Origin of the sequence: Flavobacterium sp. ZT3R18 (genome assembly GCF_007097385.1) — a bacterium.
Classification (GTDB): domain Bacteria; phylum Bacteroidota; class Bacteroidia; order Flavobacteriales; family Flavobacteriaceae; genus Flavobacterium.
Window position 1 is genome coordinate 64238 of the sequence record NZ_VJZS01000008.1, and the last position, 26199, is coordinate 90436.

At 34.5% G+C, this 26199-nt stretch carries 16 protein-coding genes; 11 read left to right on the plus strand and 5 right to left on the minus strand.

From position 1 onward, the window contains the following. The first annotated feature begins 60 nt into the window (after positions 1-60). On the plus strand, positions 61-2934 hold the full coding sequence (locus FNW52_RS10550) for a triple tyrosine motif-containing protein (protein WP_143377433.1): 2874 nt from the start codon (positions 61-63) through the stop codon (positions 2932-2934). A 43-nt stretch (positions 2935-2977) separates the two neighbouring features. Here FNW52_RS10550 and murF read toward each other — a convergent pair whose 3' ends face one another. Then, positions 2978-4264: a UDP-N-acetylmuramoyl-tripeptide--D-alanyl-D-alanine ligase gene (murF, locus tag FNW52_RS10555; protein WP_143377434.1), complete on the minus strand. Its 1287-nt coding sequence runs from the start codon at positions 4262-4264 to the stop codon at positions 2978-2980. A 63-nt stretch (positions 4265-4327) separates the two neighbouring features. Then, on the minus strand, positions 4328-6025 hold the full coding sequence (gldJ, locus tag FNW52_RS10560; protein ID WP_143377435.1) for a gliding motility lipoprotein GldJ: 1698 nt from the start codon (positions 6023-6025) through the stop codon (positions 4328-4330). Between the two features lie 248 nt (positions 6026-6273). On the opposite strand from gldJ, the gene porU reads away from it, so the two are divergent. The 8 genes from porU (at position 6274) to FNW52_RS10600 (ending at position 18840) form a co-directional block, all read left to right on the plus strand. Further along, on the plus strand, positions 6274-10104 hold the full coding sequence (porU, locus tag FNW52_RS10565; RefSeq protein WP_143377436.1) for a type IX secretion system sortase PorU: 3831 nt from the start codon (positions 6274-6276) through the stop codon (positions 10102-10104). Positions 10105-10143: 39 nt separating this feature from the next. Further along, positions 10144-11307 (plus strand): type IX secretion system outer membrane channel protein PorV, encoded by a 1164-nt coding sequence (gene porV, locus FNW52_RS10570; RefSeq protein WP_143377542.1) that lies wholly within the window; start codon positions 10144-10146, stop codon positions 11305-11307. Between the two features lie 178 nt (positions 11308-11485). Then, positions 11486-11968 (plus strand): cytidine deaminase, encoded by a 483-nt coding sequence (gene cdd / locus FNW52_RS10575; protein ID WP_143377437.1) that lies wholly within the window; start codon positions 11486-11488, stop codon positions 11966-11968. Positions 11969-12119: 151 nt separating this feature from the next. After that, positions 12120-13118 (plus strand): pyruvate dehydrogenase (acetyl-transferring) E1 component subunit alpha, encoded by a 999-nt coding sequence (pdhA, locus tag FNW52_RS10580; protein WP_143377438.1) that lies wholly within the window; start codon positions 12120-12122, stop codon positions 13116-13118. A 7-nt stretch (positions 13119-13125) separates the two neighbouring features. Beyond that, positions 13126-14757, plus strand: a complete 1632-nt coding sequence (locus tag FNW52_RS10585; RefSeq protein ID WP_143377439.1) for a pyruvate dehydrogenase complex dihydrolipoamide acetyltransferase — start codon at positions 13126-13128, stop codon at positions 14755-14757. Positions 14758-14848: 91 nt separating this feature from the next. Beyond that, positions 14849-16696, plus strand: a complete 1848-nt coding sequence (locus FNW52_RS10590) for a hydrolase/aminopeptidase (RefSeq protein ID WP_143377440.1) — start codon at positions 14849-14851, stop codon at positions 16694-16696. Between the two features lie 371 nt (positions 16697-17067). Beyond that, positions 17068-17508, plus strand: coding sequence for a MarR family winged helix-turn-helix transcriptional regulator (locus FNW52_RS10595; RefSeq protein WP_143377441.1), 441 nt, complete (start codon positions 17068-17070; stop codon positions 17506-17508). A gap of 3 nt (positions 17509-17511) precedes the next feature. Further along, positions 17512-18840 (plus strand): S41 family peptidase, encoded by a 1329-nt coding sequence (locus tag FNW52_RS10600; RefSeq protein WP_143377442.1) that lies wholly within the window; start codon positions 17512-17514, stop codon positions 18838-18840. A gap of 307 nt (positions 18841-19147) precedes the next feature. Here FNW52_RS10600 and FNW52_RS10605 read toward each other — a convergent pair whose 3' ends face one another. Beyond that, positions 19148-20392, minus strand: coding sequence for a glycosyltransferase (locus FNW52_RS10605; protein ID WP_143377443.1), 1245 nt, complete (start codon positions 20390-20392; stop codon positions 19148-19150). A gap of 111 nt (positions 20393-20503) precedes the next feature. Between FNW52_RS10605 and FNW52_RS10610 the strand changes: the two genes are divergently transcribed. Together FNW52_RS10610 and FNW52_RS10615 are read left to right on the plus strand one after the other, a co-directional pair. Beyond that, positions 20504-21085, plus strand: a complete 582-nt coding sequence (locus tag FNW52_RS10610; RefSeq protein ID WP_143377444.1) for a tRNA-(ms[2]io[6]A)-hydroxylase — start codon at positions 20504-20506, stop codon at positions 21083-21085. 64 nt (positions 21086-21149) lie between these two features. Further along, entirely contained in the window at positions 21150-23912 is a 2763-nt protein-coding gene (locus tag FNW52_RS10615) for an AsmA-like C-terminal region-containing protein (RefSeq protein WP_143377445.1), read from the plus strand. Between the two features lie 98 nt (positions 23913-24010). On the opposite strand, the gene FNW52_RS10620 is transcribed toward FNW52_RS10615, so the two are convergent. Together FNW52_RS10620 and FNW52_RS10625 are read right to left on the minus strand one after the other, a co-directional pair. Continuing rightward, positions 24011-24811 carry a hypothetical protein gene (locus FNW52_RS10620; protein ID WP_143377446.1) on the minus strand — a complete coding sequence of 267 codons (801 nt, stop codon included), beginning with the start codon at positions 24809-24811 and terminating at the stop codon, positions 24011-24013. Positions 24812-24924: 113 nt separating this feature from the next. Next, positions 24925-26160, minus strand: coding sequence for a folylpolyglutamate synthase/dihydrofolate synthase family protein (locus FNW52_RS10625; RefSeq protein WP_143377447.1), 1236 nt, complete (start codon positions 26158-26160; stop codon positions 24925-24927). Positions 26161-26199 lie beyond the last annotated feature (39 nt).

Sequence of the window (26199 nt, forward strand, 5' to 3'; positions counted from 1 at the left end):
CTTTTTTTTACGAAAAAAAAGATTTAATTTAAATTAATTTAGTAGAATAAAAATCAATTTATGCAATATACAAAACGCCACACTTTCGTTATTTTATTTTTGTTGTTCCTAAACTTGATCTTTAGTCAGGTAAAAAGCATTGGCTTACCTCAAATAAAAAACTACAAAAAATCAGAATATAAAGGAGGGACTCAAAACTGGAATATCGATCAAGACAAGAATGGTAATTTATATTTTGCAAATAATAATGGTCTCTTACAATTCGACGGTTCCGCATGGACAAAATACGCTATGCCAAATGCTGCGGATATAAGATGTCTTAAAATAGATGCTTCGGGTAGAATTTTTGTTGGTGGTTATAATGAATTTGGTTATTTCAAAGCCAATTCAAAAGGAAGACTAGAGTATTTTTCTATTTCCAAACTCATAAAAAGAGATAATTCCAAAATAATAGATAATATTTGGAAGATTCATTTTTACAAAGGCGCTGTGATTTTTCAGTCTTTCAAAACCACGTATATCTTTAAAAATAATAACTTAAAATTACTGGAAGCACCCAGTAAATTCCAGTTTTCATTTCAAGTTAATAACCAACTCTATTTTCAAGATCTTTCCTTGGGTTTAATGAAATATAGTAATGGTCAACTTATTCCTCTGAAAGGTACAACCATTCTGAACAACACTGAAATTTGGGGAATGTTTGTGATGCCAGATAATAAAATGTTAATTGCAACTTTGGACAAAGGTCTTTTTTTGTATGATAATGAAAAAATGATTTCTTGGAAAACTGAAGCCAATCAATTTATTAAAAAGAATAGCTGTTTAGGAGGTTCGGTCATTAAGAATAACTACATAGTTCTTAATTCTATCTTGAATGGAATTATTATATGTGACACCAATGGGAAAATTATTCAGCAGATCAACCATAAAAAAGGAATACAAAACAACACCGTGCTCACTTCGTTTGTTGACAGTAAAAGCAATCTTTGGCTAGGTCTTGACAACGGAATTTCGTTTATTAATGAAAATTCTCCTTTCACCTATTTTGGTTTTAGTTTTGATTTGAGCACGGTTTACGCTTCGGTTATTCATAAAGGAAATTTATATGTAGCTACAAATCAAGGGTTGTTTTACCATTCTTGGAATGACACCTTTAAAGAAGATACTTTCAAACTTGTAGCAGGCACAACTGGACAAGCTTGGAACATTCAAGTTATAGATGGAGAGTTGCTATGCTCCCATAATAGGGGAGCCTTATTGATTGACGGGGACAAATCATATAAAACTTTAGACAATGTAGGGTATTGGGAATTCAAGCAAATCCCAAATCATCCTACTTATTTAATAGGTTCTAATTACAATGGCTTCTCAATATTCGAAAAAAAGGCTAATGGCTGGCAGTTTAGAAATAAAGTTGGAGGACTCGTTAAGTCTATTGGTGCATTTGAACTAGACGATAAAGCCATTTGGATGAAAAAAGACAATTTAATTCATCAAATGGAATTAACCGAAGACCTAAGACGGTTTAAATCTATTAAAACATACCAAAACTTGACAAATAAAGCCAAAGGAATTGGAAGCATTCAACAGTTAAAAAACAAAATTTATTTTCAAACCAATAATCATTTTTTTAAATATTCCTATGAGCAAGAATTATTTTTTGAAGACAACACAATAAGTCATTTGTTTAGGAATATTCCTAAAATCAGTACTGTTAAGGAAGATAGGCAAGGAAATATTTGGTATGTGTACAATGAATCATTAGGGGTTTTAATGAAAAGTAAGGATGGTAGTTACAAAAATAGAGCTGCACCATTCTCTAACTTAACAGGTAATCTAGTCTATAACTATTTGTCTATAAACGCAATTAATCCTGAAAACATTTTAATAGGACTTACTGACGGTCTGGCTCATTATGATTCCAAACTAGTGAATAATTTTGCAACCAAACCAAAAGCTTTTATAAGAACATTTTCGTTTCCAGGAAATACTTGTATTCTTGGAAATGGACAAAAAACAATCGAAAAACACAAAATACCATATGCGTCAAATCAAGTAAAATTTACCTTCTCGTCTCCTATTTATGAAAATCTTGAAAACACTGAATTTTCCTATCAGTTAGTAGGCTTTGATGAAAGTTGGAGTTCTTGGTCAAATAGTTCGATAAAAGAATACACTAATCTTAAAGAAGGTAATTATAAAATGAAAGTAAAAGTCAGAAACAGTTATGGGATTCAATCTGATGAAACTTCAATTAATTTCAGAGTATATCCGCCTTGGTATAGACATTCGTTAGCTTATTTACTATACTTACTAATGGCCGTTGGTTTAGTTTACTATATTAGGTTAAGAATAAAAATTAAAATAAGACAAAACAAACATTTTGAAACATTAGAACAAAGAAGGTTATATTTAGAAAAAGAAACCAAAATTAAGCAAGAACAATATGATCTTGAAAAAGAGATAGAAAAATTAGAAAATGAAAAACTTCAAATTAGAATTTTATCAAAAGACAAGGAATTAGTAAATAATACTTTGCAAGTGGTTAAAAAGAATAAAATACTAAATGGTATCCTTTATAAATTAAAAGATATTAATAGTAATTCATTTGATGAATCAACAAAAAACCAGTTTACCAAACTGAACAAAAGCATTGCAAAAGAAGTGAATACAGATAAAAGCTGGAAAGATTTAGAAAAACATCTCAAGAATGTGCATTTTGATTTTCTAAAAAAGCTAAAAGAAAAACATCCCACCATTTCTCCGAGAGAAATGGACTTGTCCACCTATTTATTAATGAACATGTCTACCAAAGAAATTGCTGAGTTTATGAATATCTCAACTGGAGGAGTAGAATTAGCCAGATACAGGTTAAGGAAAAAACTAGAATTAACCCAAAAAGAAAATCTAATAAGCTATTTGATGAGTCTTTAAAATAACAACGCCTTCATTATCTATGAAGGCGTTGTTTTAATTTTTAACGGATAAATTCTAATGTCCGTTCCAGAGCCATTCCTCTAGAGCCTTTAATGAGAATCATATTGTTTTCAAATACATTTTTCTGAATGGAGTTTGAGAAGTTTTCAAAAGTATCAAAGAAATGAAAATTGCTTTTCTCCATTTTATTATGATAAAAATCCTTTCCTATAAAATAACAAACTGTCTTTTCTTCTTTTGAAAGTAAATAAATGATGTTTTTGTGTTCCTCTAAACTTTCAGTTCCTAACTCAAACATATCGCCAAGAATGGCTATTTTATTTGGTTTGTCTAACTGTACAAAATTTTCAATAGCCACTGTCATACTGCTCGGATTGGCATTGTAAGCATCCAATATAATTTGGTTTGTGCCTTTTGTCAATAATTGTGATCTGTTATTTTCGGGAATATAACTTTCTAAAGCTTCTTTTATAGGTACATCATCAACACCAAAGTACTTTCCGATGGTAATTGCTGCATTTATATTATTGGAGTTATATAAGCCGATTAAATGGGATGAAATCACAATATTAGAATAGCGAATCATCACAAAAGGATTTGCTTCTATAGACTTAATATTTACATTGGCACTCTCTTTATTTACACCAAAAGAATATGATTTTAAAGTTTTTGATTTTTGTACTTGAATTGGGTCTTCGAGATTTATAAAGCATAACTTGTCGTTTTCAGACAAATAAGAATACATTTCACTTTTACCGGCAATAACTCCTTCAACGCCGCCAAAACCTTCAAGATGGGCTTTTCCAAAATTAGTGATGTAACCATAATCCGGTTTTGCTAAATCACATAGAAACTCGATTTCTTTTTTGTGATTGGCTCCCATCTCAACAATACCAATCTCTGTTTCGGAATTAAAAGACAATAAAGTTAGAGGCACACCAATATGATTATTTAAATTTCCAACTGTTGCTTTTGTGTTGAATTTTTTAGAAAGAACCACATGAATCAACTCTTTTGTAGTTGTTTTTCCATTACTTCCTGTTAGGGCAATTATGGGTAGTTCTAAATAGGTTCTGTGAAATTTTGCTAGTTGTTGTAAAGCCGCTAAACTATTTTCTACCAAAATGGTTCTTTGGTCAATATAATAGGAGTCATTGTCAATTATTACATAAGAAGCCCCTTTTTCTAATGCTTCTTTAGTGAATATATTAGCGTCAAAATTATCCCCTTTGATAGCAACAAATAATGAATTGGATTCGATTTTTCGTGTGTCAATTGAAACGGAATTGCATTTCAAAAACAGACTATGAATGTATTTAATATCCATATTATTTAGTTTAAAAAATAAAAGCCCTAATTAAAGGGCTTTTAGATGAATTTTTATAAAGAATTAATTTCTAGGTGATTTTTTTGTGTTAGACTTTGAACCTACTCTTGACATAGCGCATCTAAAACCAATGTAATCTGTTGCCATATCTTGAGGGAAAAATCTTCTTTGAGCTGGATCTAACCAATAGGCTCTATCTCTCCAAGATCCTCCTTTGTAAACTCTAACGGCATCATTAATCAAGGTTGTTCTCTTGGTTGACTTGTCGTATTTTCTGTCCATATTTCCTAAGCTGTCAATTTTCACATTGTGCTTTGGAGCATTATACATAGCTTCTTTGTCAGTCATCTTGCTTTTGTCAGCATCAGCTCCTCCAAATTTATAGTATTTAGTAGATTGCTTGTCGCCGTCTCTATAATTAATATTGTCGCTTGTGCTAAAGTTTTGTCTTAAATACGTTTCGTTATCATCAACAGGAACTTGAGAAATTTCGCCAGGTAAACTTTTTGCTACCAATTTTCCATTACTTAAGGTGTCATAAACAACATTGCTACTAGTAATGATGTCTAGTTTGCCATCTTTTCCAATTTTGTTTTTAGTGTAAACGTTACCTCTAAAATAGTTGAAATCATTTGTTTCAACATCGATGATAGGTCTGTAAACATCGGCAACCCATTCTGCAACGTTTCCAGCCATGTCATACAAGCCAAAATCATTAGCAGGATATTTTTTTACTTCATTAGTAATATCAGCTCCATCATCAGACCATCCAGCGATTCCGCCGTAATCTCCATTGCCTTGTTTGAAGTTGGCTAATTGGAAACCTTTATTTGATCTTTTTCCAGAACGAGTATAGCTTCCAGACCATGGGTATTTCTTTTGTCCTTTGTAGGTGTTGTATTCTCTTTGTCCAACATCTGCGGCAGCTGCATATTCCCATTCAGACTCTGTAGGTAATCTGTATTCTGGTAAAAGGATACCAGTTGATCTTTGGGCGTATACATTCTTTTCTTCAACTACTTTACCATTTTTATCTGGTTTAGGACCTTTTCTAGCTCCTTTAGCTTTCAAAACAATTTCTTCATTTCCACCATAAGTTAGTGTTGGTGCAGCTAAATACGTTTCAGAACTAAAATTATTTTCTGCAGAAACATCCAATGATTTAGCATTTTTCTTTAAATAACCATTTTTTTCCAAAACAGCTTCGTTTACACGATCTGTTCTCCATCTACTAAATTCAACGGCTTGAACCCAGTTTACACCAACTACAGGGTAGTTTGCATAAGCAGGATGTCTTAAGTAATTGTTAGTCATGGTTTCGTTATACCCCAATCTGTTTCTCCAAACTAGCGTATCTGGTGAAGCACCTTCATAGATGTTTTTATAATTTTCTTCTGTTGGAGGGTACACTTTCTTTAACCATTCTAGATATTCAAGATACATTAAGTTGGTAACTTCAGTTTCATCCATGTAAAAAGACATGACATGTTGTTGATTTGGAATGTTGTTCCAATCATGCATTACATCGTCTTGAACTAATCCCTTTGTGAAAGTTCCTCCTTCAATAAAAATTAATCCTGGTCCTGTTGCTTGTTCCTTATGGCTTGATGCGTTTTTAAAACCGCCTTTTGCGCCACTTACATTCCATCCAGTACCTCTGGAGGCACTATCGGTTTTAGATTTTTTGCTACAGCTTGCTAAACCTATTACTAATGTTAGGGACAACATTATCTTTAAGGCTGTGGTCTTATTTACTTTCATATTTTCTCGTAGGTGATAATTAATTTAGGTGGCGCAATGTAATAATTAACTATTAATACACAAAATTTAATTGATAACTTTTAAAGTCTGGTATAGATAATTTCTAAACGCAAAATTATATATTTTATTACACAAAACAACTAAAAAGAAATTTAATATTTCTTGATTGAGGCCGTAGCAAAAAAGAGGTTAAATATTTTTTATTTACTTTTAACAATTATTTCACACCTACTTCGTTAACTATTTTCATGAAGAATATTTTTTTTTACTGTATTGTTCTTTTCCCCTTTCTAGCTTTTTCTCAAGTAAAAGGTGATGTTGTCATAGAATGGGCCGAAAAATCAGAAATGGCATTTGGTAATTCTACAAGGCATATTCCTCATTTTAAGGGCTCTAGTTATTGTTATGATTCAACTCAAGAGTCTTTGTTCTATAATTTAAATATAGCTAATTCAGCTTCGCTTGATGAGAATAGTTTGCAAATCACAGGTATGATTTATGAAACTATTTCTGCTGCCCAGTTGGGAGATTTAAATATTTCAAATATTCCGATTGCCATAAATGCTTCGGTATATTCTAGTGAATCTAGGAATTTACGGCAGGAATTTTTAAAATTATCTCCTATTATTAAAGATGGTAACGGATATAAAAGAGTTAAATCGTTTTCTTATGTGCTAAATCTTGGCTCTGCCAGGAAATTAAATACCAGTAAAAACAAGAATGTCTTGTCGAATTCTGTTTTGTCTACTGGGGAATGGTTTCGGTTTTATATAGAAAAATCGGGTGTTTATAAAATTTCAAAAAGCTTTTTGCAGGATTTAGGTCTTAATTTAAACGGATTAGATCCTAAAAAAATAAAAATATATGGCAATGGAGGGAAAATGCTGCCACTTTCGAATAGTACATTTTATCCGTCCGATTTGACTCAAAATGCGATTCAGATTCAAGGAGAGAATGACGGTGTTTTTGATGCGGATGATTTTATTTTATTTTACGGAGAAGGGACAGACAATTGGAATGATGAAAGTCAAACCAATTTAAATCTATACGATTCCAAGTCTTATTATTATGTAACCGTGCAAGGGGATAATGGCAAGAGGATTCCTGATATGGCAAAACCTTCGGGTGGAATTACTTTAGATTTAACAACTTTTGATGACTATCGATTTCACGAGGTAGACCTTGTAAATATTGCTCATTTAGGCAGACAATGGTTTGGGGAGGCTTTTGATATTACTCAAGATCAAGAATTTTCTTTTGATTTTCCTACCATAGACGCAACGATTCCTGTAAAAATAAGTGCCTCTTTGTCTTCGGCGGCTTATACTCCTACCTCTTTTAAGGTTTCTGCAAATGGTAGTGATATAGCCACTGTTTCATTTTCGGCTTTAAATACTAATTCTGAAACACAATATTTTCCAGGTTATTTGCCTAGTGGTAGCACCTTTATGGGTTCCTCAAACATAAAAATAAAACTAGCATATAACAATAATGGTGTTCCTGGATCCAAGGGTAATCTGGATTATATAGGGTTAATAGCAAAAAGCAAGCTTCAAGGATATGGGAAACAATTTCGTTTTCAATATGATTTATCAAGTTCGAGTTTGGGAATAGTGAATTACTCTATTTCCAATGCGGCTGCAATTTCGCAAGTATGGGACATTACCGATATATATAATGTAACAAAAGTAGAAAATGCTAACCAAAGTACTCTTTCATTCAAGGCAAATCTTGGAGAACTGAGAAAATATATCGCTATCGATTCTCAGGATTATTTTTCTCCTTCAAAGGAATCGAAATCGAAAATTGCAAATACAAATATAAAAGGAACGGTTTTTAAAAACGCTCAAGGTCAGTTTCAAGATGTAGATTATGCGATTATCACTCCAGAATATTTAAAAGTTCAGGCCGAAAAACTCGCTAATTTCCATCGAGTAAACTCTAATTTAAATGTAAAAGTATTGACATTAGAGTCTATTTATCAGGAATTCTCCTCTGGTAAACAAGATATTGCTGCAATACGAAACTGTTTAAAATATATATATGGTAATGCATCATCTACTGATAAAAGAATACAATATGTGAATCTTTTTGGAGACGCTTCGTATGATTATAAAAATAGAACTGTAAACAACTCAAATGTAGTTCCCATTTACGAATCTTTAATAAGTAATACGATGGGTGAGGCTTCGTTTGCCTCTGACGATTTTTATGGGTTAATGGATGATTCGGAAGGAAATGTTGTGTCTTTTTTTGGCGGTATAGATATTGCCGTTGGTAGAATGCTAGTTAGCAATACAATACAGGCAGATGAAATGGTTAATAAAGTAATCGAATACCATGACAAAAAATCCTATGGAAATTGGAGGAATAATTATGTGTCACTTGCTGATGATTCAGATAAACCGTCGGATGTTTCTTTACAATCAAGACAAAATACGATGGCTGACGAAATTAAGCTGCAAAAACCATTTTTGAATGTGTCTAAAATACTTCTAGATAGCTATACTCAGGAAGCTTCGGCCGGAGGGGAGCGATATCCTAAGGCGAAGGCGAATTTTTATAACGAATTCGAAAAAGGAGCCTTAGTCTTTAATTATTTAGGACATGGGGGAGAAGATGGGTTGTCTAGTGAGCGTATATGGGATAAATCAGACAGTCAAAACGTAAGTAACCAATACAGATATCCTTTATTCATAACGATTACTTGTGATTTTTCTCGTTTTGACAATCCATCACGACCTACAGCGGGAGAATATATTTATTGGAACCCAAAAGGGGGAGCGATTTCTTTGGTGACAACCATACGTTCGATAGGGCAGTTTAGCGCAGAAAATTTTAATGATTTATTTACAAAGTACCTTTTGTCTTATGGCTCAAGTCAATATGTGTCTATTGCGGAAGCGTTAAGGGTTTCTAAAAATTCGAATCCAAATTCGGCGACTAACGTTGTGCTTTATCTTGGGGACCCTGCTTTACTCTTAGCGATACCAAAACCTAAAGTGGTGCTTAGTAAAGTAAATGATATTTCAGTCAGCCAAACAATACCTGATTTTAAGTCATTGGCCAAAATGAAAATCACGGGACAGATAACCGATGAAAATGATGTTCCTATGACGAATTTTAATGGTGTTCTCTCTACTGTAATGTTCGACAAAACAATAACAAAAAGCACTTTAAATAATGACGGATTTAGCCCTCCGATGCCTTTTAGCGTTCTAGGGGAAGCTATTTTTAGAGGAAATGCCTCTGTCACGAATGGTCAATTTGAATATAGTTTTATAGTTCCTAAGGATATTCGAATTTCATTGGATAAAGGAAAATTAAGTTTTTATGCCAAGAAAGGGGAAACTCTTGAAGATGTAACAGGTTATAATTCAAATATAATGGTTGGAGGTGTCAATGAAAATGCTGTAGAGGACAATATTAGCCCAAAATTGGAGTTATACATGAATGACCAAACATTTGTATCGGGAGGTATTACAAATGAATCTCCCTTTATTCTTGCCTTTATGGCAGACGAGAGTGGTATTAATACAGCTGGGGGGATTGGTCATGATATTGTCGCAATTTTGGATGGAGACGTAAGTAATCCTTATATATTAAACGATTATTACCAAACCGAGTTGGATAATTTTGCTAAAGGTACTTTGCGATTTCCGCTTAGGAACCTTAAGGTTGGCTTGCATACTATAACTTTTACGGTTTGGGATGTATATAATAACCCAACAACATCAGAGATTCAGTTTTTAGTTGTTGGAAATGAAACTATTAAGCTGACAAATGTATTAAATTATCCTAATCCCTGTGTTAATTATACGGAGTTTTGGTTTTCTCATAACAAACCAAATGAGCCTTTAGAAGTTCAGGTTCAGGTATTGACAATAACTGGTAAAGTGGTTTGGACAAAAAATCAAACCATTACTACTCCTGGTTTTTTATCAAGAGAAGTTTCTTGGGATGCTAGAGACGATTTTGGCAATAAAATAGGGAAGGGAGTTTATGTTTATAAGCTTACCGTAAAAGCAACTTTATCAAATAAAAAAGTTGAAAAATATGAAAAACTTGTGATTCTTTAATAATATAGTATATTTACTCCAAATTAATTTTTTTTAATGATGAAAAAAACGGTTCTATTTATTACATTTTTATTTGCATTTAATTATGCCATTGCTCAGGAGAATACAATAACGACTGCGGTCCCTTTTCTTATGGTCGCTGCTGATGCTAGGGCTGCGGGTATGGGAGACAATGGAGTAGCCTCTTCGGCAGATGCTTTTTCTCAACAGTGGAATCCTGCAAAATATGCTTTTTCAACAGAAGCTCAAGGTTTTTCATTGAGCTATACTCCATATTTGACGGATTTGGCAAATGATATTTCTCTGGGGCAGTTAAACTATTACAACAAATTTAATGATAGAAGTGCTTTTGCTGCCAGTTTTCGCTACTTCGGATTAGGGGATATTGAATTAAGGGAATATTTTGATAGTTCCCCTCAGATAGTGTCTCCAAACGAGTTTGCTTTAGATTTGTCTTATTCCCAAAAATTAAGCGAAAAATTCTCAATGGCTGTCGCTGGACGATATGTCAATTCGAACCTAAAAGTAGCTACAGATAATAACGACGCTTCTTCGGCAACTAGTTTTGCTGTTGATGTTGCGGGTTTTTATCAATCTGAAGAAGTGGCTTATAGCGATTTTAATGGAAGATGGAGAGCGGGATTTAATTTTCAGAATATGGGGCTAAAAATGAGCTATGATAATAGCGAGTTCAATTCTAATTTTCTGCCGGCTAACATGAGACTGGGAGGGGGATTCGATTTTATATTGGACGAGTATAATAAGATCGCTGTAAATTTGGAAGTGTCTAAATTGATGGTGCCAACCCCACAAAATCCAGATTTAAATGGTGACGGAGTGACTACCCCTGCAGAAGTGCAGCAAAATAGAGATGACTATCAGTCTATTAATTGGTTTTCTGGGGTTTTTCAATCATTTAGTGATGCTCCGGGTGGCTTTAGTGAAGAACTAAAGGAGGTAACGTATTCCTTAGGTTCTGAATATGTGTATCAAGATGCATTTTCATTTCGTGCAGGATATTTTCATGAAAACCCTGACAAAGGAGCAAGGAAATTTTTCTCGCTTGGAGCGGGATTCAAATATAGTTCTGTTAAAATAGATGTTTCTTATTTATTCTCTGCTTCTAAAGTTCCAAACCCATTAGAGAACACCTTGCGTTTCTCTTTAACATTTAATTTTGGTGAGAAATACGAGGCCTATTAGAGTTTTCTAATAGTATTATATACAAGGACAAAAATCCAAATTTCATATTTTGAAATTGGATTTTTTTGTTTTTAATTGAGATATAAAACTAAAATCTAAAAATTATTTTTTTTAGAAAAAGAGCAGAATGTTGGTTATTATTGCGCTAAATAAAAACCTTTAAAAAAAGCATAGATAAATGAAAGACATAGTATATACTTCGCAAATAACGGTTTTTGACACTATTCAAGAATTGCCTTTAGCTATTCAGGATTTGATGGAAAAAGCCATTGAAGTTAGAAAAAATGCCTACGCACCGTATTCGAAATTTAGAGTAGGAGCGGCTATTCTTTTGGATAATGGAAAAATTGTTCTGGGGTCCAATCAAGAAAATGCAGCATACCCATCAGGTCTATGTGCAGAACGTGTGGCTATTTTTCAGGCAGGGGCCATTTATCCAGAAGCAACTATTTTGAAGATGGCAATTACTGCCGCTTCAGATAGTAATAGAACAGAAACTCCGGTTCCGCCGTGTGGATCTTGTAGGCAATCGATAGCCGAATATGAAGTTCGGCAAGAGACTCCTATAGAAATTTATTTTATGGGAGAAACAGGGGCGATTCATAAATCAGCATCCCTAAAAAACCTACTCCCGTTTATGTTTGAGAAAAAATTACTTTAAAAATCACGTTTTAAATTTTAGTTCTTAGTAGGAATGTCTTATTTTTGCAACCCGACCCCTTCGGGGCGCAAATTTGTGGTGAGGATACTATTTTGCGTTACTAGGTCATATTTGATAAAACAATAACACTTAAGCAAAAGAATTAATTCAGATGAAAGAAGTAACAAAAGAGGTTTATTTAAAGTGGTATGAAGATATGCTGCTTTGGAGAAAGTTTGAAGACAAACTTGCGGCATTATACATTCAACAAAAAGTTAGAGGTTTTCTGCATTTATATAATGGTCAAGAAGCCGTATTAGCGGGTGCTTTACACGCTATGGATTTGACAAAAGACAAAATGATTACGGCCTATAGAAATCACGTTCAGCCAATTGGGATGGGTGTAGATCCTAGACGCGTAATGGCTGAACTTTTAGGAAAAGCAACTGGAACATCAAAGGGAATGGGTGGATCGATGCATATTTTTTCCAAAGAACACCGTTTTTATGGTGGACATGGTATTGTAGGAGGTCAAATTCCATTAGGGGCAGGTTTGGCATTTGGAGACAAATACAACGGTACTGGTGGTGTTACTATGACCTATTTTGGTGATGGTGCAGCGCGTCAAGGTTCTTTGCATGAAGCCTTTAATATGGCTATGTTGTGGAAACTTCCCGTAGTTTTTATAGTTGAAAACAATGGGTATGCCATGGGAACTTCTGTAGAAAGAACTGCAAATCACACTGATATTTGGAAACTAGGTTTAGGGTATGAAATGCCTTGCGGACCAGTTGACGGTATGAATCCTATTAAAGTTGCCGAAGCAATGACTGAAGCAATAGACAGAGCAAGACGTGGGGACGGACCTACTTTTCTTGAAATGAAAACGTACCGTTACAGAGGGCACTCTATGTCTGACGCGCAATTGTACCGCTCTAAAGAAGAGGTTGAAGAATATAAAAAGATTGATCCAATCACTCAAGTTTTGGATGTGATTTTAGATCAAAAATACGCTACCCAAGAAGAAATTGCGGCAATTGATCAAAGAGTAAAAGATTTAGTTGAAGAATGCGTTCAATTTGCTGAGGAATCTCCTTATCCGGAAATTCAACAACTATACGACGTAGTGTACGACCAAGAAAACTATCCATTCACACCTCATAAACTATAAATCAATTATGGCAACAATTGTAACAATGCCTCGTTTGAGCGATACTATGACAGAAGGAACGGTAGCAGCTTGGCTAAAAAAAGTAGGAGACAAAATAAGCGAAGGAGATATCTTGGCCGAAATTGAAACCGACAAAGCAACAATGGAATTCGAATCCTTTAATGAAGGAACACTTTTATATATTGGGATACCAGAAGGAGAAACCGCACCGGTAGATTCTTTATTAGCAATTATTGGAAACGAAGGAGAAGATGTTTCTGCTTTGATATCTGGAGCTTCAGCAGCACCAGTTGTAGCAGAATCTGCACCTGCACCAACTGAGGTGAAAACAGTAGAAGCTGCGGCTCCAACTGCAACTACAGCTTTACCAAAAGGAGTAATCGTAGTAACAATGCCTCGTTTGAGCGACACTATGACCGAAGGAACGGTAGCTACTTGGTTGAAAAAAGTAGGAGATACTGTTGTTGAAGGTGATATTCTTGCCGAAATCGAAACTGATAAAGCAACAATGGAATTCGAATCTTTCAATGAAGGAACTTTATTATTTATTGGAATTCAAGAAGGGAATACAGCTCCAGTAGATAGTCTTTTGGCGATTATTGGGCCAGCTGGAACAGATATTAGCGGAATCGCAGAAAATTATAAAGTGGGCGGAGCCGCTCCAACAACTACTGAAGCAAAAGAAGAAGTTAAAGCAACTTCATCTGAGGCTTCTGCAGAAGTTATTGAAACAGTTAGCGACGGAAAAAGAATTTTGGCATCGCCATTAGCTAAAAAAATAGCAAGTGACAAGGGAATTCAATTGACGCAAGTGAAAGGAACAGGTGAAAACGGTCGTATCGTGAAAAGCGATGTAGAAAACTTCACTCCAGCAACTGCTGCTCCAGCTACAACTGCTGCAAAAGCTCCAGAAACTGCAAAAACAGAAGCGCCAAAAGTATTCGTACCTGCAGGAGAAGTTTTTACAGAAGAAATCAAAAATTCGCAAATGCGTAAAATCATTGCGAAACGTTTGGCTGAATCATTGTTTACAGCACCTCATTACAACCTTGTGATAGAAGTAACAATGGACGATGCTATGCAATCAAGAGCAATCATCAATAGCGTTCCGGATACCAAAGTGTCTTTCAACGATATGGTGATCAAAGCTTGTGCATTAGCATTGAAAAAACATCCGAAAATCAACTCACAATGGAGAGAAGATGCTATCATCATCAATCACCATGTAAATGTGGGTGTGGCTGTAGCTGTTGAAGATGGATTAGTAGTGCCTGTATTGAAATTTACAGATGCTATGAGTTTGTCTCAAATTGGTGCAAGCGTTAGAGATCTTGCAGGTAGAGCAAAAAATAAAAAATTATTACCTACCGAAATGGAAGGAAGTACTTTCACGGTTTCAAACCTAGGAATGTTTGGTATAACCGAATTTAATTCGATCATCAACCAACCCAACTCTGCTATTTTATCAGTAGGAGCTATTGTTGAAAAACCAGTAGTGAAAAACGGACAAATTGTGATAGGAAATACCATGATGCTTTCATTGGCTTGTGACCACCGTACAATCGATGGTGCAACAGGAGCACAGTTTTTACAAACATTAAAACAATTTATTGAAAATCCAGTGACTATGCTGGCGTAATAGATCTATTTTATATTTTAAATCCCGTTTTGATACGTCAAAACGGGATTTTTTTATTTAATTTACGGTCTTAAAATTAGTACTTTATAAAATGAGAAAAATATACCTACTTACCTTCTTTTTTGCCGCTTTGGCCTGCCAGAAAAAAGACAATGCCGAAAAAACTACATTCGTTAAAGACGAACATTCCTATTCAAAACCAAATCAAGCGGTTGTAAAACATTTGGATCTTGATATTAAAGTTGATTTTGATACGCAATCCATTTCCGGAAAAGCATCTTGGCAAATTGATAATGTTAGTAAAGGCAACGAAATTATCTTCGACGAAAACACATTAAACATTACCAAAGTTACTCTTGGAGATGATGAAAAAGAAACCAAATTTGAACTCGGTGCCGAAGTGAAATTCCACGGAAAGCCCCTTCATATTACGATTGAACCCAATACGACTAAAGTCAATATTTATTATAATACCACCAAAGAGGCTATTGCGTTGCAATGGTTAACACCACAGCAAACGGCCGATAAGAAGAAGCCATTCCTCTTTTCTCAAGGCGAAAGTATTTGGTCGCGTACTTGGATTCCGTGTCAGGATTCTCCGGGAATTCGATTTACCTACGCTGCAAAAGTTACGGTTCCTAAAGATTTAATGGCAGTAATGAGCGCTGTCAATCCGCAACAAAAAAATGATACAGGAATATATACTTTCAAGCAAGATAAAGCAATTCCGTCTTATTTAATGGCGATTGCCGTTGGCGATATTAAGTTTAAAGCTATTGATGATCGTACAGGAGTTTATGCAGAACCGTCATTGCTTGATAAATCGGCTTGGGAATTTGCCGAATTGGGAAAGATGGTCGTTGCTGCCGAAAAATTATTCGGCCCGTATCGTTGGGGGAGATATGATGTATTGGTTCTTCCTCCGAGCTTTCCTTATGGCGGTATGGAAAATCCAAATCTAACATTCCTTACCCCAGGTGTGATTGCAGGTGACCGTTCATTGACCAGTTTATTGGCGCATGAATTGGGGCACAGTTGGAGCGGAAATTTAGTGACCAACGCTACTTGGGATGATATATGGCTGAATGAAGGTTTTACCACTTATGTAGAACACCGCATCGGTGAAGCAATTTTTGGAGAGAAAGAAGCCAAAATGCAAGGTGTTTTAAGTAGAAAAGTGTTGAATGATAACATAGCCGAATTTGGGAATACAAATCCTGACACGCGACTTAAAGTAAATACAACAGGGAAAAACCCAGATGATGCCATAAACGAAATTCCATACGTGAAAGGATATGATTTCTTAAAAGTAATTGAGCAAGCTGTCGGGCGCAAAAAATTCGATACATTCATTACCAATTATTTCGACGCTCATGCTTTTCAATCCATAACGACGGAAGATTTTGTGAATTATTTGAACGAAAACCTGATAAAAAATGACAAAGCTCTTGCTGATAAAATAAAAGTGGAGGACTGGATTTACAAACCAGGAGTGCCGTCAAACATTACGGCTGTCTTCTCTGAGGATTTTAATGCAATAGACAGTATTCAGAAAAACTGGAGAAAAACAGGTGTTAAAGGATTGAGTCAAAAAATAAAGTCCACCAATGAAAAACAACATTTCATAGATTATCTTCCTGAAGATATTACGGTAAAAGAAATGACGGAGATTGATGCTGAATTTAACTTTACAAAAGGAGGGAACTTTGTGATCAAGCGTCAATGGTTTGTACCTGCAATTCGTCATCACTATACTGTGGCATATCCTGCGATAGAACAATTTATGATTGCTACTAGCAGAACGGGATCGTTAGCGACACTTTATAAAGAAATGGTAAAAACACCTGAAGGTAAAGTTTGGGCAAGGCAGATTTTTAATAAAGCAAAATCAGGTTATCATTTAACAACTGTTCAAGATATTGAAGGTCTGTTGAAATAAAAAACGCATCACAGAAAGGTATTTTAAATACAACTGTAATTATTTGGGCGAGACTCCATAAGAGAAAGGGGCTACTATTCATACCGTTTAGTAGCCCCTTTCTCTTATGGAGTCGGGCTATCCGCGCTACAGGGTAGCTAGCTCCTATCCCTCTCGCATACATAAGACCTCTAGGTTTATAGTTTTTTTTATTTAATGGGATTAGTGCAAATTAGCCCCGATAGCTATCGAGGTTCGTGGCTAACTTATTTTCATGAATACCCACGCAGTTGAGGGTAAAACCTATTATTTCAATGTAAAGAAAGAATTTAAATCCAATATCTTGCTAATGTTGTTGATATATCAATTATATTTGCATCAAACAAAATAACATGATGCAAGATAATCCAACAGGAACGGTACTTTATTCTATTGAGCAAGCCATAAAAGAATATAGGAAAGTTTCGCAAAAAAATATAAGGAAAATTGTAAGTGACATAACAGTTGATCAATGCTTAGTATTGATGATCCTTAATAAAAACCCAGATTATTCTCAAAAAACAATTGCGGATCTTATCTTTAAGGACAATGCCTCGATTACAAGAATAGTTGAGTTAATGGTAAAAAAAGAGTATCTAACAAGAGAGATAAATACTTTAGATAGAAGAAAATTTAATCTTGCGATAACCGAGAAAGGAAAAAAAACAATTGACTTATTGGCTCCTGTTATTCTGCATAACCGCGAAACCGCTCTCTATGGATTGTCTCCTGATGAAATAGAATTGCTTGACATTATCCTTTGCAAAATAATCTTAAACTGTAAAAAGCCCTAAAAAATGAAACAAATTATCACTTTACTATTGTTGTCAGTCTCTATTCTTGCCTATTCGCAAGCAAAATCATCTGCAAAATCCGAGGTAATTCTAAATGAATTAAATAAAAAAGAAGTTATTGATTCACTTACTAAAAAACTGGAAGAGTTTTATATAAGACCGAATTCTATTGAAGGTATAAAGAAAAACTTGAATGAAAATTATGAAAAAGGCGTTTATAAAAACATTGTTAGTCCAAATGAATTTGCCTCTAAACTCACAACTGATCTTCTTGAAATTACCAAAGATTTACATTTCGGTGTGATTTATGACCCTCAAATACTGGAGAATAAGCAAAACAATAATGCTGTAGAGTCGCAGAAGAGAATTAAAGAGCAAGAACTAATAGTGGCTAAAAGAAAGAATTTTGGTTTTCAGCAAGCAAGAATATTAGAAGGAAATATAGGCTATTTAGAGTTTAATTATTTTCATGATCCTGCAGAAGCAAGTGAAACTGCAGCATCAATGATGCAATTTCTTAGTAATTCGGATGCCTTAATCATAGATTTGCGCAATAACAATGGTGGAGCATTAGAGATGGGACAATTTATAAGTAGTTATTTTTTTGCAAACAAAGATTTGCCACTCTATAAATATTACTATTATGAAAGCGGTAGAAAAAAAATAGACAGAGAAATGTGGTTGTTGCCTTCTGTACCAGGCAAACGATTAGATACTATTGATATTTATATATTGACGAGTGGTGCTACTTTTTCTGCTGCCGAATGGATGAGTTATTCTCTTCAAAACCTAAAACGTGTCACTATTGTGGGGGAACAAACGGCGGGCGGAGCTCATCCAGTTGATTGGAAAGTATTGACTCAAGGTTTTTCTTTACATATCCCTTTTGGAGAAGTTAAAGATCCGATTACAAAAACAGATTTCGAAGGTCACGGTGTTACCCCAGACGTACTATGTAAAAGCGAAAATGCAATCAATACCGCACATTTTTTAGCTTTGCAAAAGCTATCGATAAAAAATAAAGATTTATCAAATAATATGGATTGGATTATCCCTGTTATTAAAAACAGACAAAAACCCGTAATTATAGAAAGCTCAATTTTAAAATCATACCAAGGCAAATATGGAAAAGGGGAACTGATTTACGAAAATCAGAATTTATATTACCAGTGGAACAATGCCGTTAGTTTTTTACTTTCGCCTTTGCAACAAGATTTATTTCTTTTAGATGGAGATGATTTCCGAATTAAAATAATTTTCGAAAAAAAATCAATAATAGGTATTAAAAGAATATATCCTGACGGAGTAGAAAGAATGTATCCAAAACAATAATAGCTGTAATTGGTACAGGTTTGCATTATTGCATTGGGGGTAAAATTTTCTAACCACATAATTTCCGATAAAAAAAACAGTAAGTCACAATTAATTGCAGCTTACTGTTTGCTAATGGCTAATTGATTAAAGGGGTGTTCTCTTCTTTTTTATCTTTATTGAGTAGGTTTTAAAACTTTAACATACTTTTATGTGTTAATGTGAAAATTGGAGGCAATCTCAAGTTTGAACTGTTGCTTTTTTCGCATTTATTGTTTGAATCCAAGAATATAAATTTCTGGTGGTTTTTAAACTTGGCGAAATTTTTTTAAATCCGATTTTTCGCCTCAATCCAACGCGACATATATTTAGTGCTGGTTAAAGTATGATGCTGTAGCAAAGAACCCATGAAATTATCCAAGCGGTGTTGCTCTAAATTTGAAAGTAAAAATAGGATTTTGGAAGTGAAGTCGTTTTCAAACAATTCTTTAGAATAGCGTTGATTGATAATGACGATTCCATTCTGTTGTGCAGCTTTCCAAAGCTTTTTATCTTGGTACAATTGCACGGCAGCTTTTATAAATTCATGTACATCATCAGTCACAAATCCATTCCACGGTAAATTTCCCTGCATGGATTCGGCACCAATAGTTGTTGTTACACTGGGTGTCCCGCATTGCATCGCTTCAATTAGTTTTCCTTTTATTCCCGCTCCAAAACGCAAAGGGGCTAAAACTATTCGAGCATTTTGTACCACTTCATTGGCATCAATCGCTCGGCCTTTGATGTGGAAACCTTCTTTGGGTTGGTGCAATTGCATTACTTTTTGTGAAGGATAGGCTCCGTAAATATTTAAAACTGCTTCGGGTAATTGCTTTCTTAACAGTGGCCAAATGGTTTCTTTTAGATATTGAACGGCATTCCAATTGGGTTCATGAAGAAAATTACCAATAAAAATAAAATCCTTCCTTTCCTCAAAGGATGGAAGTTTTTCAAAAGTTGCTTCCGAAATGGGTTCTAATAAAAAAGGCAAATAATACAGCAGTTTTTCGTCTATTTTAAAAGAGGTTTTTAATACTTCCATTTCAAATTCAGAAATCATTAAAGATAGATCGCACCTCAAAATACTGGCGATTTCTCTTTTGGCTACATCTTCTTTTAAAGTATCAACGATAGTGAATTCACGGTTTGATTTAAATGCTTTTTGCCTTGCCAATCGCAAACAATGCAAATCTTCGGTATCTAATATCCGTAGGGCATTGGGGCAATTTTCGGCAACGCGCCATCCAAATTGTTCCTCTATCATAAAACGATCAAATAAAACGATGGCTGGATTCAAATCTTTAACAAAAATATCAAAACTAGAACAATTTAAAGTAATGGAAGTTTTGTCTACATTCAAGGAAGTTAAATCTATCATGAAATCACTGTCCATAGCCGGACTGGCAAATGTAATGGCAAACCCTTGTTGCTGAAATTGTGCAAGCAACTGCAACATACGACCGCCGGCCGCCGAAGAATTGGGTTCTGGCCATACAAAACCAATTATTAAAAGCTTTTGAATTTGTTCCATAATAATTAAAGATAATGGTGCAAAATAATACAATTTAGATGGTTAAAGCATCATTTTAAATGGAAAATCAATAGGAAAACACTAATTTTGCAGAACGAAATATGACCTGTTATGCTTGGATTAAAATTAGTTACCGACCCACGTTGGGTAAATATAGTAGAAACCAATATTGAAGAAATATTGACCGATCACGCTTGGTGTGAGCAAAAAGCGGCTTCGAATGCCATAAGTTTGATTACTTACAATTCGGAGTTAGAGGAATTGGTAACGGAGTTATTGGTCATTGCAAAAGAAGAATTGGACCATTTACAGTTGGTTCATAATTTAATAAAGAGCAAGGGATTGACATTGGGTAGAGAGCGCAAAGACCATTATGTTAATGAACTTTTCAAGTTCATGAAAAAAGATGGCAGCCGAAAAGATGCTTTGGTAGATCGATTGCTGTTTTCGGCAATGATTGAAGCCAGAAGTTGTGAACGATTCAAAGTGTTATCCGAGAATATAAAAGACCAGGAATTAGCTAAGTTTTATCGCGATTTAATGATTTCAGAAGCTGGTCATTACACCACTTTTCTCGGATTTGCCAGAAAATATACGGATAATTTTGATGTAGATAAACGTTGGCAAGAATGGATCGAGTTTGAAACCTCGATTATTGTAAACTATGGTAAAAATGAAACCGTACACGGTTAATATTTCATAACAAACAAACTGATCAAGTTCTCCTTTCATTTATTTAATTCACACCAAATACATAATGGCTTCAATCAATTATAAAACCATTTTTTTTAAGTTTTTAAAATATACAGGTATAACGATTGTGGTGGTATTGGCACTGATGTTTGTTACACCTTTTATTTTTTCGGATAAAATAGAAGAGCAAGTCAAAAAGACAGCTAATAAAAAATTAAATGGAGAACTGAACTATTCGGAAGCCAAAGTTTCCTTTTTTACACATTTCCCCTCGTTGACCTTGACTTTAAATGATTTTAATCTCAACGGATCGGCACCTTTTCAAAATGAAAAATTAGTTAGTGCAGATGAGATTGCTTTTGGAATCAATTTAAGCAGTCTTGTTTTTGGAGAAACGATCGATATCGACCAAATTTTCCTTTCCAATTCATTGATTAATGTCAAAGTTAACAAAAAAGGGGAGGCCAATTATAATGTCTATATCGCGGAGGCGGTAACTGCTCCAAAAGAAGAAAAGTCTGAAACGGGATTGAAATTAGAAGCAATTGAAATCAACAATAGCAAAATTATTTATGATGATCAATCGACTAACATTCATATAGATGCGGTAGGTTTTAATTATCTCGGAAATGGCGATTTGAGTGAAGCGATATTTGCATTGCATTCGAAAGCAAAAATAGAAAAGCTGAATATCATTTATGAAAATGAACCTTACTTGATGAATAAAAAAGTAGATGGGGATTTAATTACCAAAGTAAATACCAATTCGTTGTCTTTTGTTTTTGAGCAAAACGATCTTTTTATCAATAAACTTTTAGTTGATTTTACAGGGAAATTTGATTTTTTAAAGGATGGTTATGATATCGATTTTAAAATAAAATCAAATAAAAGTAATTTATACGATCTCTTCACTGCTTTCCCACCCAAATACATCACTTGGCTTAAAAACACGGAATTGAAAGGAAGTGTAGATTTGCTTTTTACTCTTAAAGGAAAATACATTGCATCCCAAAATATCGCACCCGATTTGGGATTGGATTTTAAATTAAAAGATGGATTTGTAAATTACAATAAAAGCGCTTTTCCAGTTTCTAATTTGAATATTGATATTTCCACAAAAGTTCCTTCATTAAATCCAGAACTTTTAATGCTGGACGCCAAAAATGTATCTTTAAACGTTGAAAAAAATTATCTTAAGACCAAATTGAAAATGAATGGGATGACTACTCCAGACATTGATATGGTTTTGAGTTCTCAAATTGATTTAGAGAAATTAAATCGCGCTCTTGGAATTCCAAATTTTGAATTAAAAGGAATGCTACTTAGTGATTTGAAAGCGAAAGGGAAATACGATCAAAAACAAAGGCTTTTTCCAAATGCGAACGGAACTTTGAATTTGAAAAACGGATTTATAAAAACGCAATATTATCCAAATCCAGTAACTAAAATCAATATAGTTTCGAACATAAACAATCAAAAAGGAACTTTTGACGGTCTTTCGGTGTTGCTGAAACCTGCAGGTTTTACTTTTGAAGGAGAACCTTTTTGGGTAGAAGCCGATTTGAAGAATTTTGATGATTTAAATTATGATATTAAGGCCAAAGGAACACTAAACATCAGCAAAATATACAAAGTGTTTTCCCAAAAAGGATTGGATGTAGATGGTTCGATTAAAGCCGATTTGCAATTAAAAGGAATTCAAAGCTATGCTGAAAAAGGAAACTACAGTAAACTACAAAATAAAGGAACTCTTGAGATTAGGAATATAAAAGTTGCTACCGAGTACCTGCCTAAATCATTATTGATTAAAGAAGGAATTTTTAAATTCAATCAGGATAAAATGTCTTTCAACACCTTTTTGGCTTCCTATGGCCAATCTGATTTTAAACTGAACGGTTATTTGCAAAATGTTTTCAATTTCATGTCTTCCAAAAATGGAGTTTTAAGAGGGGCATTTACTTTAAATTCAAAATACATCAATGCAGACGAGTTCATGTCTTCTACAACGAAAGCTCCAGTTGCAACGCCAACAGCAGTTCCAAATAGGGCAGAGAAACCTGCAACGCAAGAAACAGGCGTAATCCTCATTCCGTCTAATCTTGACCTGCAATTTTATGCTACAGCGCACAAAATAAATTATCAAGGACTTGTTTTGCAAGACGGGAAAGGTGCTGTAAAAATGAAAAAAGGAAAAATGTTGATGCAAAATACGGGGTTCAATTTGATTGGTTGTGATGTTAGTATGAATGCCGCCTATCAAGGAATCACTCCCAAGAAAGCAGTCTTTGAATATGATATTAAAGCTACAGATTTTGATATCAAAAGAGCCTACAAAGAAGTGAAGATGTTCAAAGAAATGGCTAGCGCTGCCGAAAATGCAGCGGGTATTGTCTCATTGGATTACAAAATAAAAGGAAGACTCAACCAGCAAATGCAACCGATTTATCCTTCTTTAATTGGAGGAGGCGTTCTTTCGATAAAAGATGTAAAAGTAAAGGGGATGAAAATGTTTAATGCCGTGAGTAAAACTACGGATCATGAAGCGCTTAAAAATCCTGAACTTTCTAAAGTAGCTATTAAAACAACGATAAAAAATAACATCATTACCATTGAACGATTTAAATTTAAATTTGCAGGTTTCAGACCAAGAATAGAGGGAACTTCTAGTCTGGATGGCAAATTGAATCTAAAAATGAGATTGGGTTTGCCTCCTTTGGGAATTCTGGGAATTCCACTTACTGTTACAGGAACCAAGGATAATCCAAAAGTAAAAATTGGACGTAAAGGCAATGAAATTGAGGAAACCCAAGATACAGAAGATAAATAAATTAAATTCGTTATTTCGTCTCACTCGGGCGAAGAAATAAACAAACAGTACAAATTGGGCTTTGTGGCGTTGCCATTGCAATTTGTACTGTTTGTTTTTTATTTAGAAACCCCGGGTAAGTTATGATAGATATAATCGCCATGAATGCCGGTGAAAGCTAATTTTAATTCATCAAAAAAAGCTTTGCTATCGGATTCTTTCGGCCATGCTGCTTTTTCTAATTCGTCTTGTTTTTGATTTGATTTTTCTATATCAGCAAAAGAGTCATAAAAATAGGCTTCCATAAAATCTCTGCTGTCTGATCCCCAGGCGTGGCGAAAAGGATAGTAGGCTCTGATGTAAGGGTCTTTCATAGTAACTTTTTCATTGTATTCTTTCAAGCCTTTTCCTTTTCCGCTCAATACCATTTGAGATCTACGGATATAAACAATCATAGGCTCTTTGGTAGTGGCTTTGAATTCTTTTTCTCCTATTGTTCCAACGGAGGAGTAGATTTCATCAGAATGCATTGGGCCGTAATAAGTGTTGTATTTGTCAAAAAAAGCGGTTCTGGCTTTTTCATCAGGCCAAGCTTTTTTGATAAGATCTTCAGTCATAGCTTCTGCTTTCTCAATGTCTTCCCAGGTTTTGTACACACTCACTAATATAACTTCAGAGCTGTTTTCGGTGTAATAATGGGTCAGAATTTCAGAACCAATTATTAAATCATTTTTACTCGTTACTTTGTCAAAGTACTCTTGTTCCGTTGCCTTCCAGTCTTTACCGTCAGTATTTAGATTTCTGTGTAGGGTTGTAAAAGTAATAAATACAGGTTTGGGGGGATCTTGCGCATGAATGCTCATGCTTAGGAGGAATGTTAAAATTAACATTCCTAACGAAAAAAGGCTTCTCTTTTTCATAATAAATTAAAAATTAAATTACTAATTAACAAAAAACGTCTATAAAGTTAGTTAATTGTTAGTCAAGTGATTATCGATTTTTAATTTATTTTAAGAGAAAAACTATGAACAGTTTAAACCTCTTTGTTTAACGGTAATTCGGCTACTACAAAAGTGCTTCCGCCAATATAGATGAAATCTTTTTTTATAGAATTATTCTTAGCTGAATCATAAGCATCTGTTACTGAGTTGTATGTGTTTCCGATCAGCGAGAATTGCAGCGCTTTTTCTTGTAATATAGAAGAGTCTAAGCCACGCGGTATGTTTGGTTTGCAGAAGTAATACGTTGCATTTTTGGGAAATAACGGTAATACTTCATCCAGCTCTTTGTCATTGACAACTCCCAATACAATATGCAAGTGGTCAAAAGTCTCTTTTTGTATTTGATTCAAAACAATTTCGAGACCATTTTTGTTGTGTGCCGTGTCGCAAATCACTTTTGGATTTTCTCCCAATTGTTGCCACCTGCCTAGTAATCCTGTGTTTTTTACCACATGTAATAATCCCGATTTTATATTTTCGGCACTCACTTTAAAATCCGTCTGCTCGTTTAAAATTTGAAAGGCTTGAATAACTGTTTTTTTATTGTGTGTTTGGTAATTCCCCAGTAAATCCGAAGGAGGTGTTTCTGAAATTAAATCAGAAGCAAAAAAGATCTCCGCTTTATTTGCAGCGGCTGTTGCTAAAAAAACAGCTTTCGTTTCCTGAGTATATTCGCCAATAACAACGGGAATTCCTGCTTTTATAATCCCTGCTTTTTCGGTTGCAATAGACTCTAAAGTGTTTCCCAGAAACTGAACATGATCGATACCAATGTTTGTAATTACTGAAACCAATGGAGTGATAATGTTTGTAGCATCGAGTCTTCCGCCCAATCCTACTTCGATAATAGCGATGTCTACTTTTTCTTTTGCAAAATAATCAAAGGCCAATCCAACTGACATTTCAAAGAAACTCATGTCATTGGACTCGAAAAAAGATTTGTGCTGCTCGATGAACTCACAAACAAAAGCTTCGGAGATTTCAGCACCGTTAATCTTGATGCGTTCCCGAAAATCTTTTAAATGAGGAGAAGTATAGAGTCCCACTTTGTATCCCGCCTCCTGCAAGATAGAAGCCAGCATGTGCGAGGTAGAACCTTTACCATTAGTACCGGCAACATGTATGCATTTTATTTTTTTTTGAGGATTATCAAGATGATCAGCTAGTAAATTGACATTGGTTAAGTCTTTTTTATAAGCCGAAGCCCCTTGCAATTGATACATCGGAAGTTGATTAAACATCCAGTTCGTGGTTTCTTGATAGTTCATTTATTTTTGATAAAATAGTTGCGCATTGAAATAATTTTT

Coding starts and splice junctions, on each gene's coding strand:
- FNW52_RS10550 (WP_143377433.1), top strand. CDS start 61: ATGCAATATACAAAACGCCACACTTTCGTTATTTTATTTTTGTTGTTC.
- murF (WP_143377434.1), bottom strand. CDS start 4,264: ATGGATATTAAATACATTCATAGTCTGTTTTTGAAATGCAATTCCGTT.
- gldJ (WP_143377435.1), bottom strand. CDS start 6,025: ATGAAAGTAAATAAGACCACAGCCTTAAAGATAATGTTGTCCCTAACA.
- porU (WP_143377436.1), top strand. CDS start 6,274: ATGAAGAATATTTTTTTTTACTGTATTGTTCTTTTCCCCTTTCTAGCT.
- porV (WP_143377542.1), top strand. CDS start 10,144: ATGAAAAAAACGGTTCTATTTATTACATTTTTATTTGCATTTAATTAT.
- cdd (WP_143377437.1), top strand. CDS start 11,486: ATGAAAGACATAGTATATACTTCGCAAATAACGGTTTTTGACACTATT.
- pdhA (WP_143377438.1), top strand. CDS start 12,120: ATGAAAGAAGTAACAAAAGAGGTTTATTTAAAGTGGTATGAAGATATG.
- FNW52_RS10585 (WP_143377439.1), top strand. CDS start 13,126: ATGGCAACAATTGTAACAATGCCTCGTTTGAGCGATACTATGACAGAA.
- FNW52_RS10590 (WP_143377440.1), top strand. CDS start 14,849: ATGAGAAAAATATACCTACTTACCTTCTTTTTTGCCGCTTTGGCCTGC.
- FNW52_RS10595 (WP_143377441.1), top strand. CDS start 17,068: ATGATGCAAGATAATCCAACAGGAACGGTACTTTATTCTATTGAGCAA.
- FNW52_RS10600 (WP_143377442.1), top strand. CDS start 17,512: ATGAAACAAATTATCACTTTACTATTGTTGTCAGTCTCTATTCTTGCC.
- FNW52_RS10605 (WP_143377443.1), bottom strand. CDS start 20,392: ATGGAACAAATTCAAAAGCTTTTAATAATTGGTTTTGTATGGCCAGAA.
- FNW52_RS10610 (WP_143377444.1), top strand. CDS start 20,504: ATGCTTGGATTAAAATTAGTTACCGACCCACGTTGGGTAAATATAGTA.
- FNW52_RS10615 (WP_143377445.1), top strand. CDS start 21,150: ATGGCTTCAATCAATTATAAAACCATTTTTTTTAAGTTTTTAAAATAT.
- FNW52_RS10620 (WP_143377446.1), bottom strand. CDS start 24,811: ATGAAAAAGAGAAGCCTTTTTTCGTTAGGAATGTTAATTTTAACATTC.
- FNW52_RS10625 (WP_143377447.1), bottom strand. CDS start 26,160: ATGAACTATCAAGAAACCACGAACTGGATGTTTAATCAACTTCCGATG.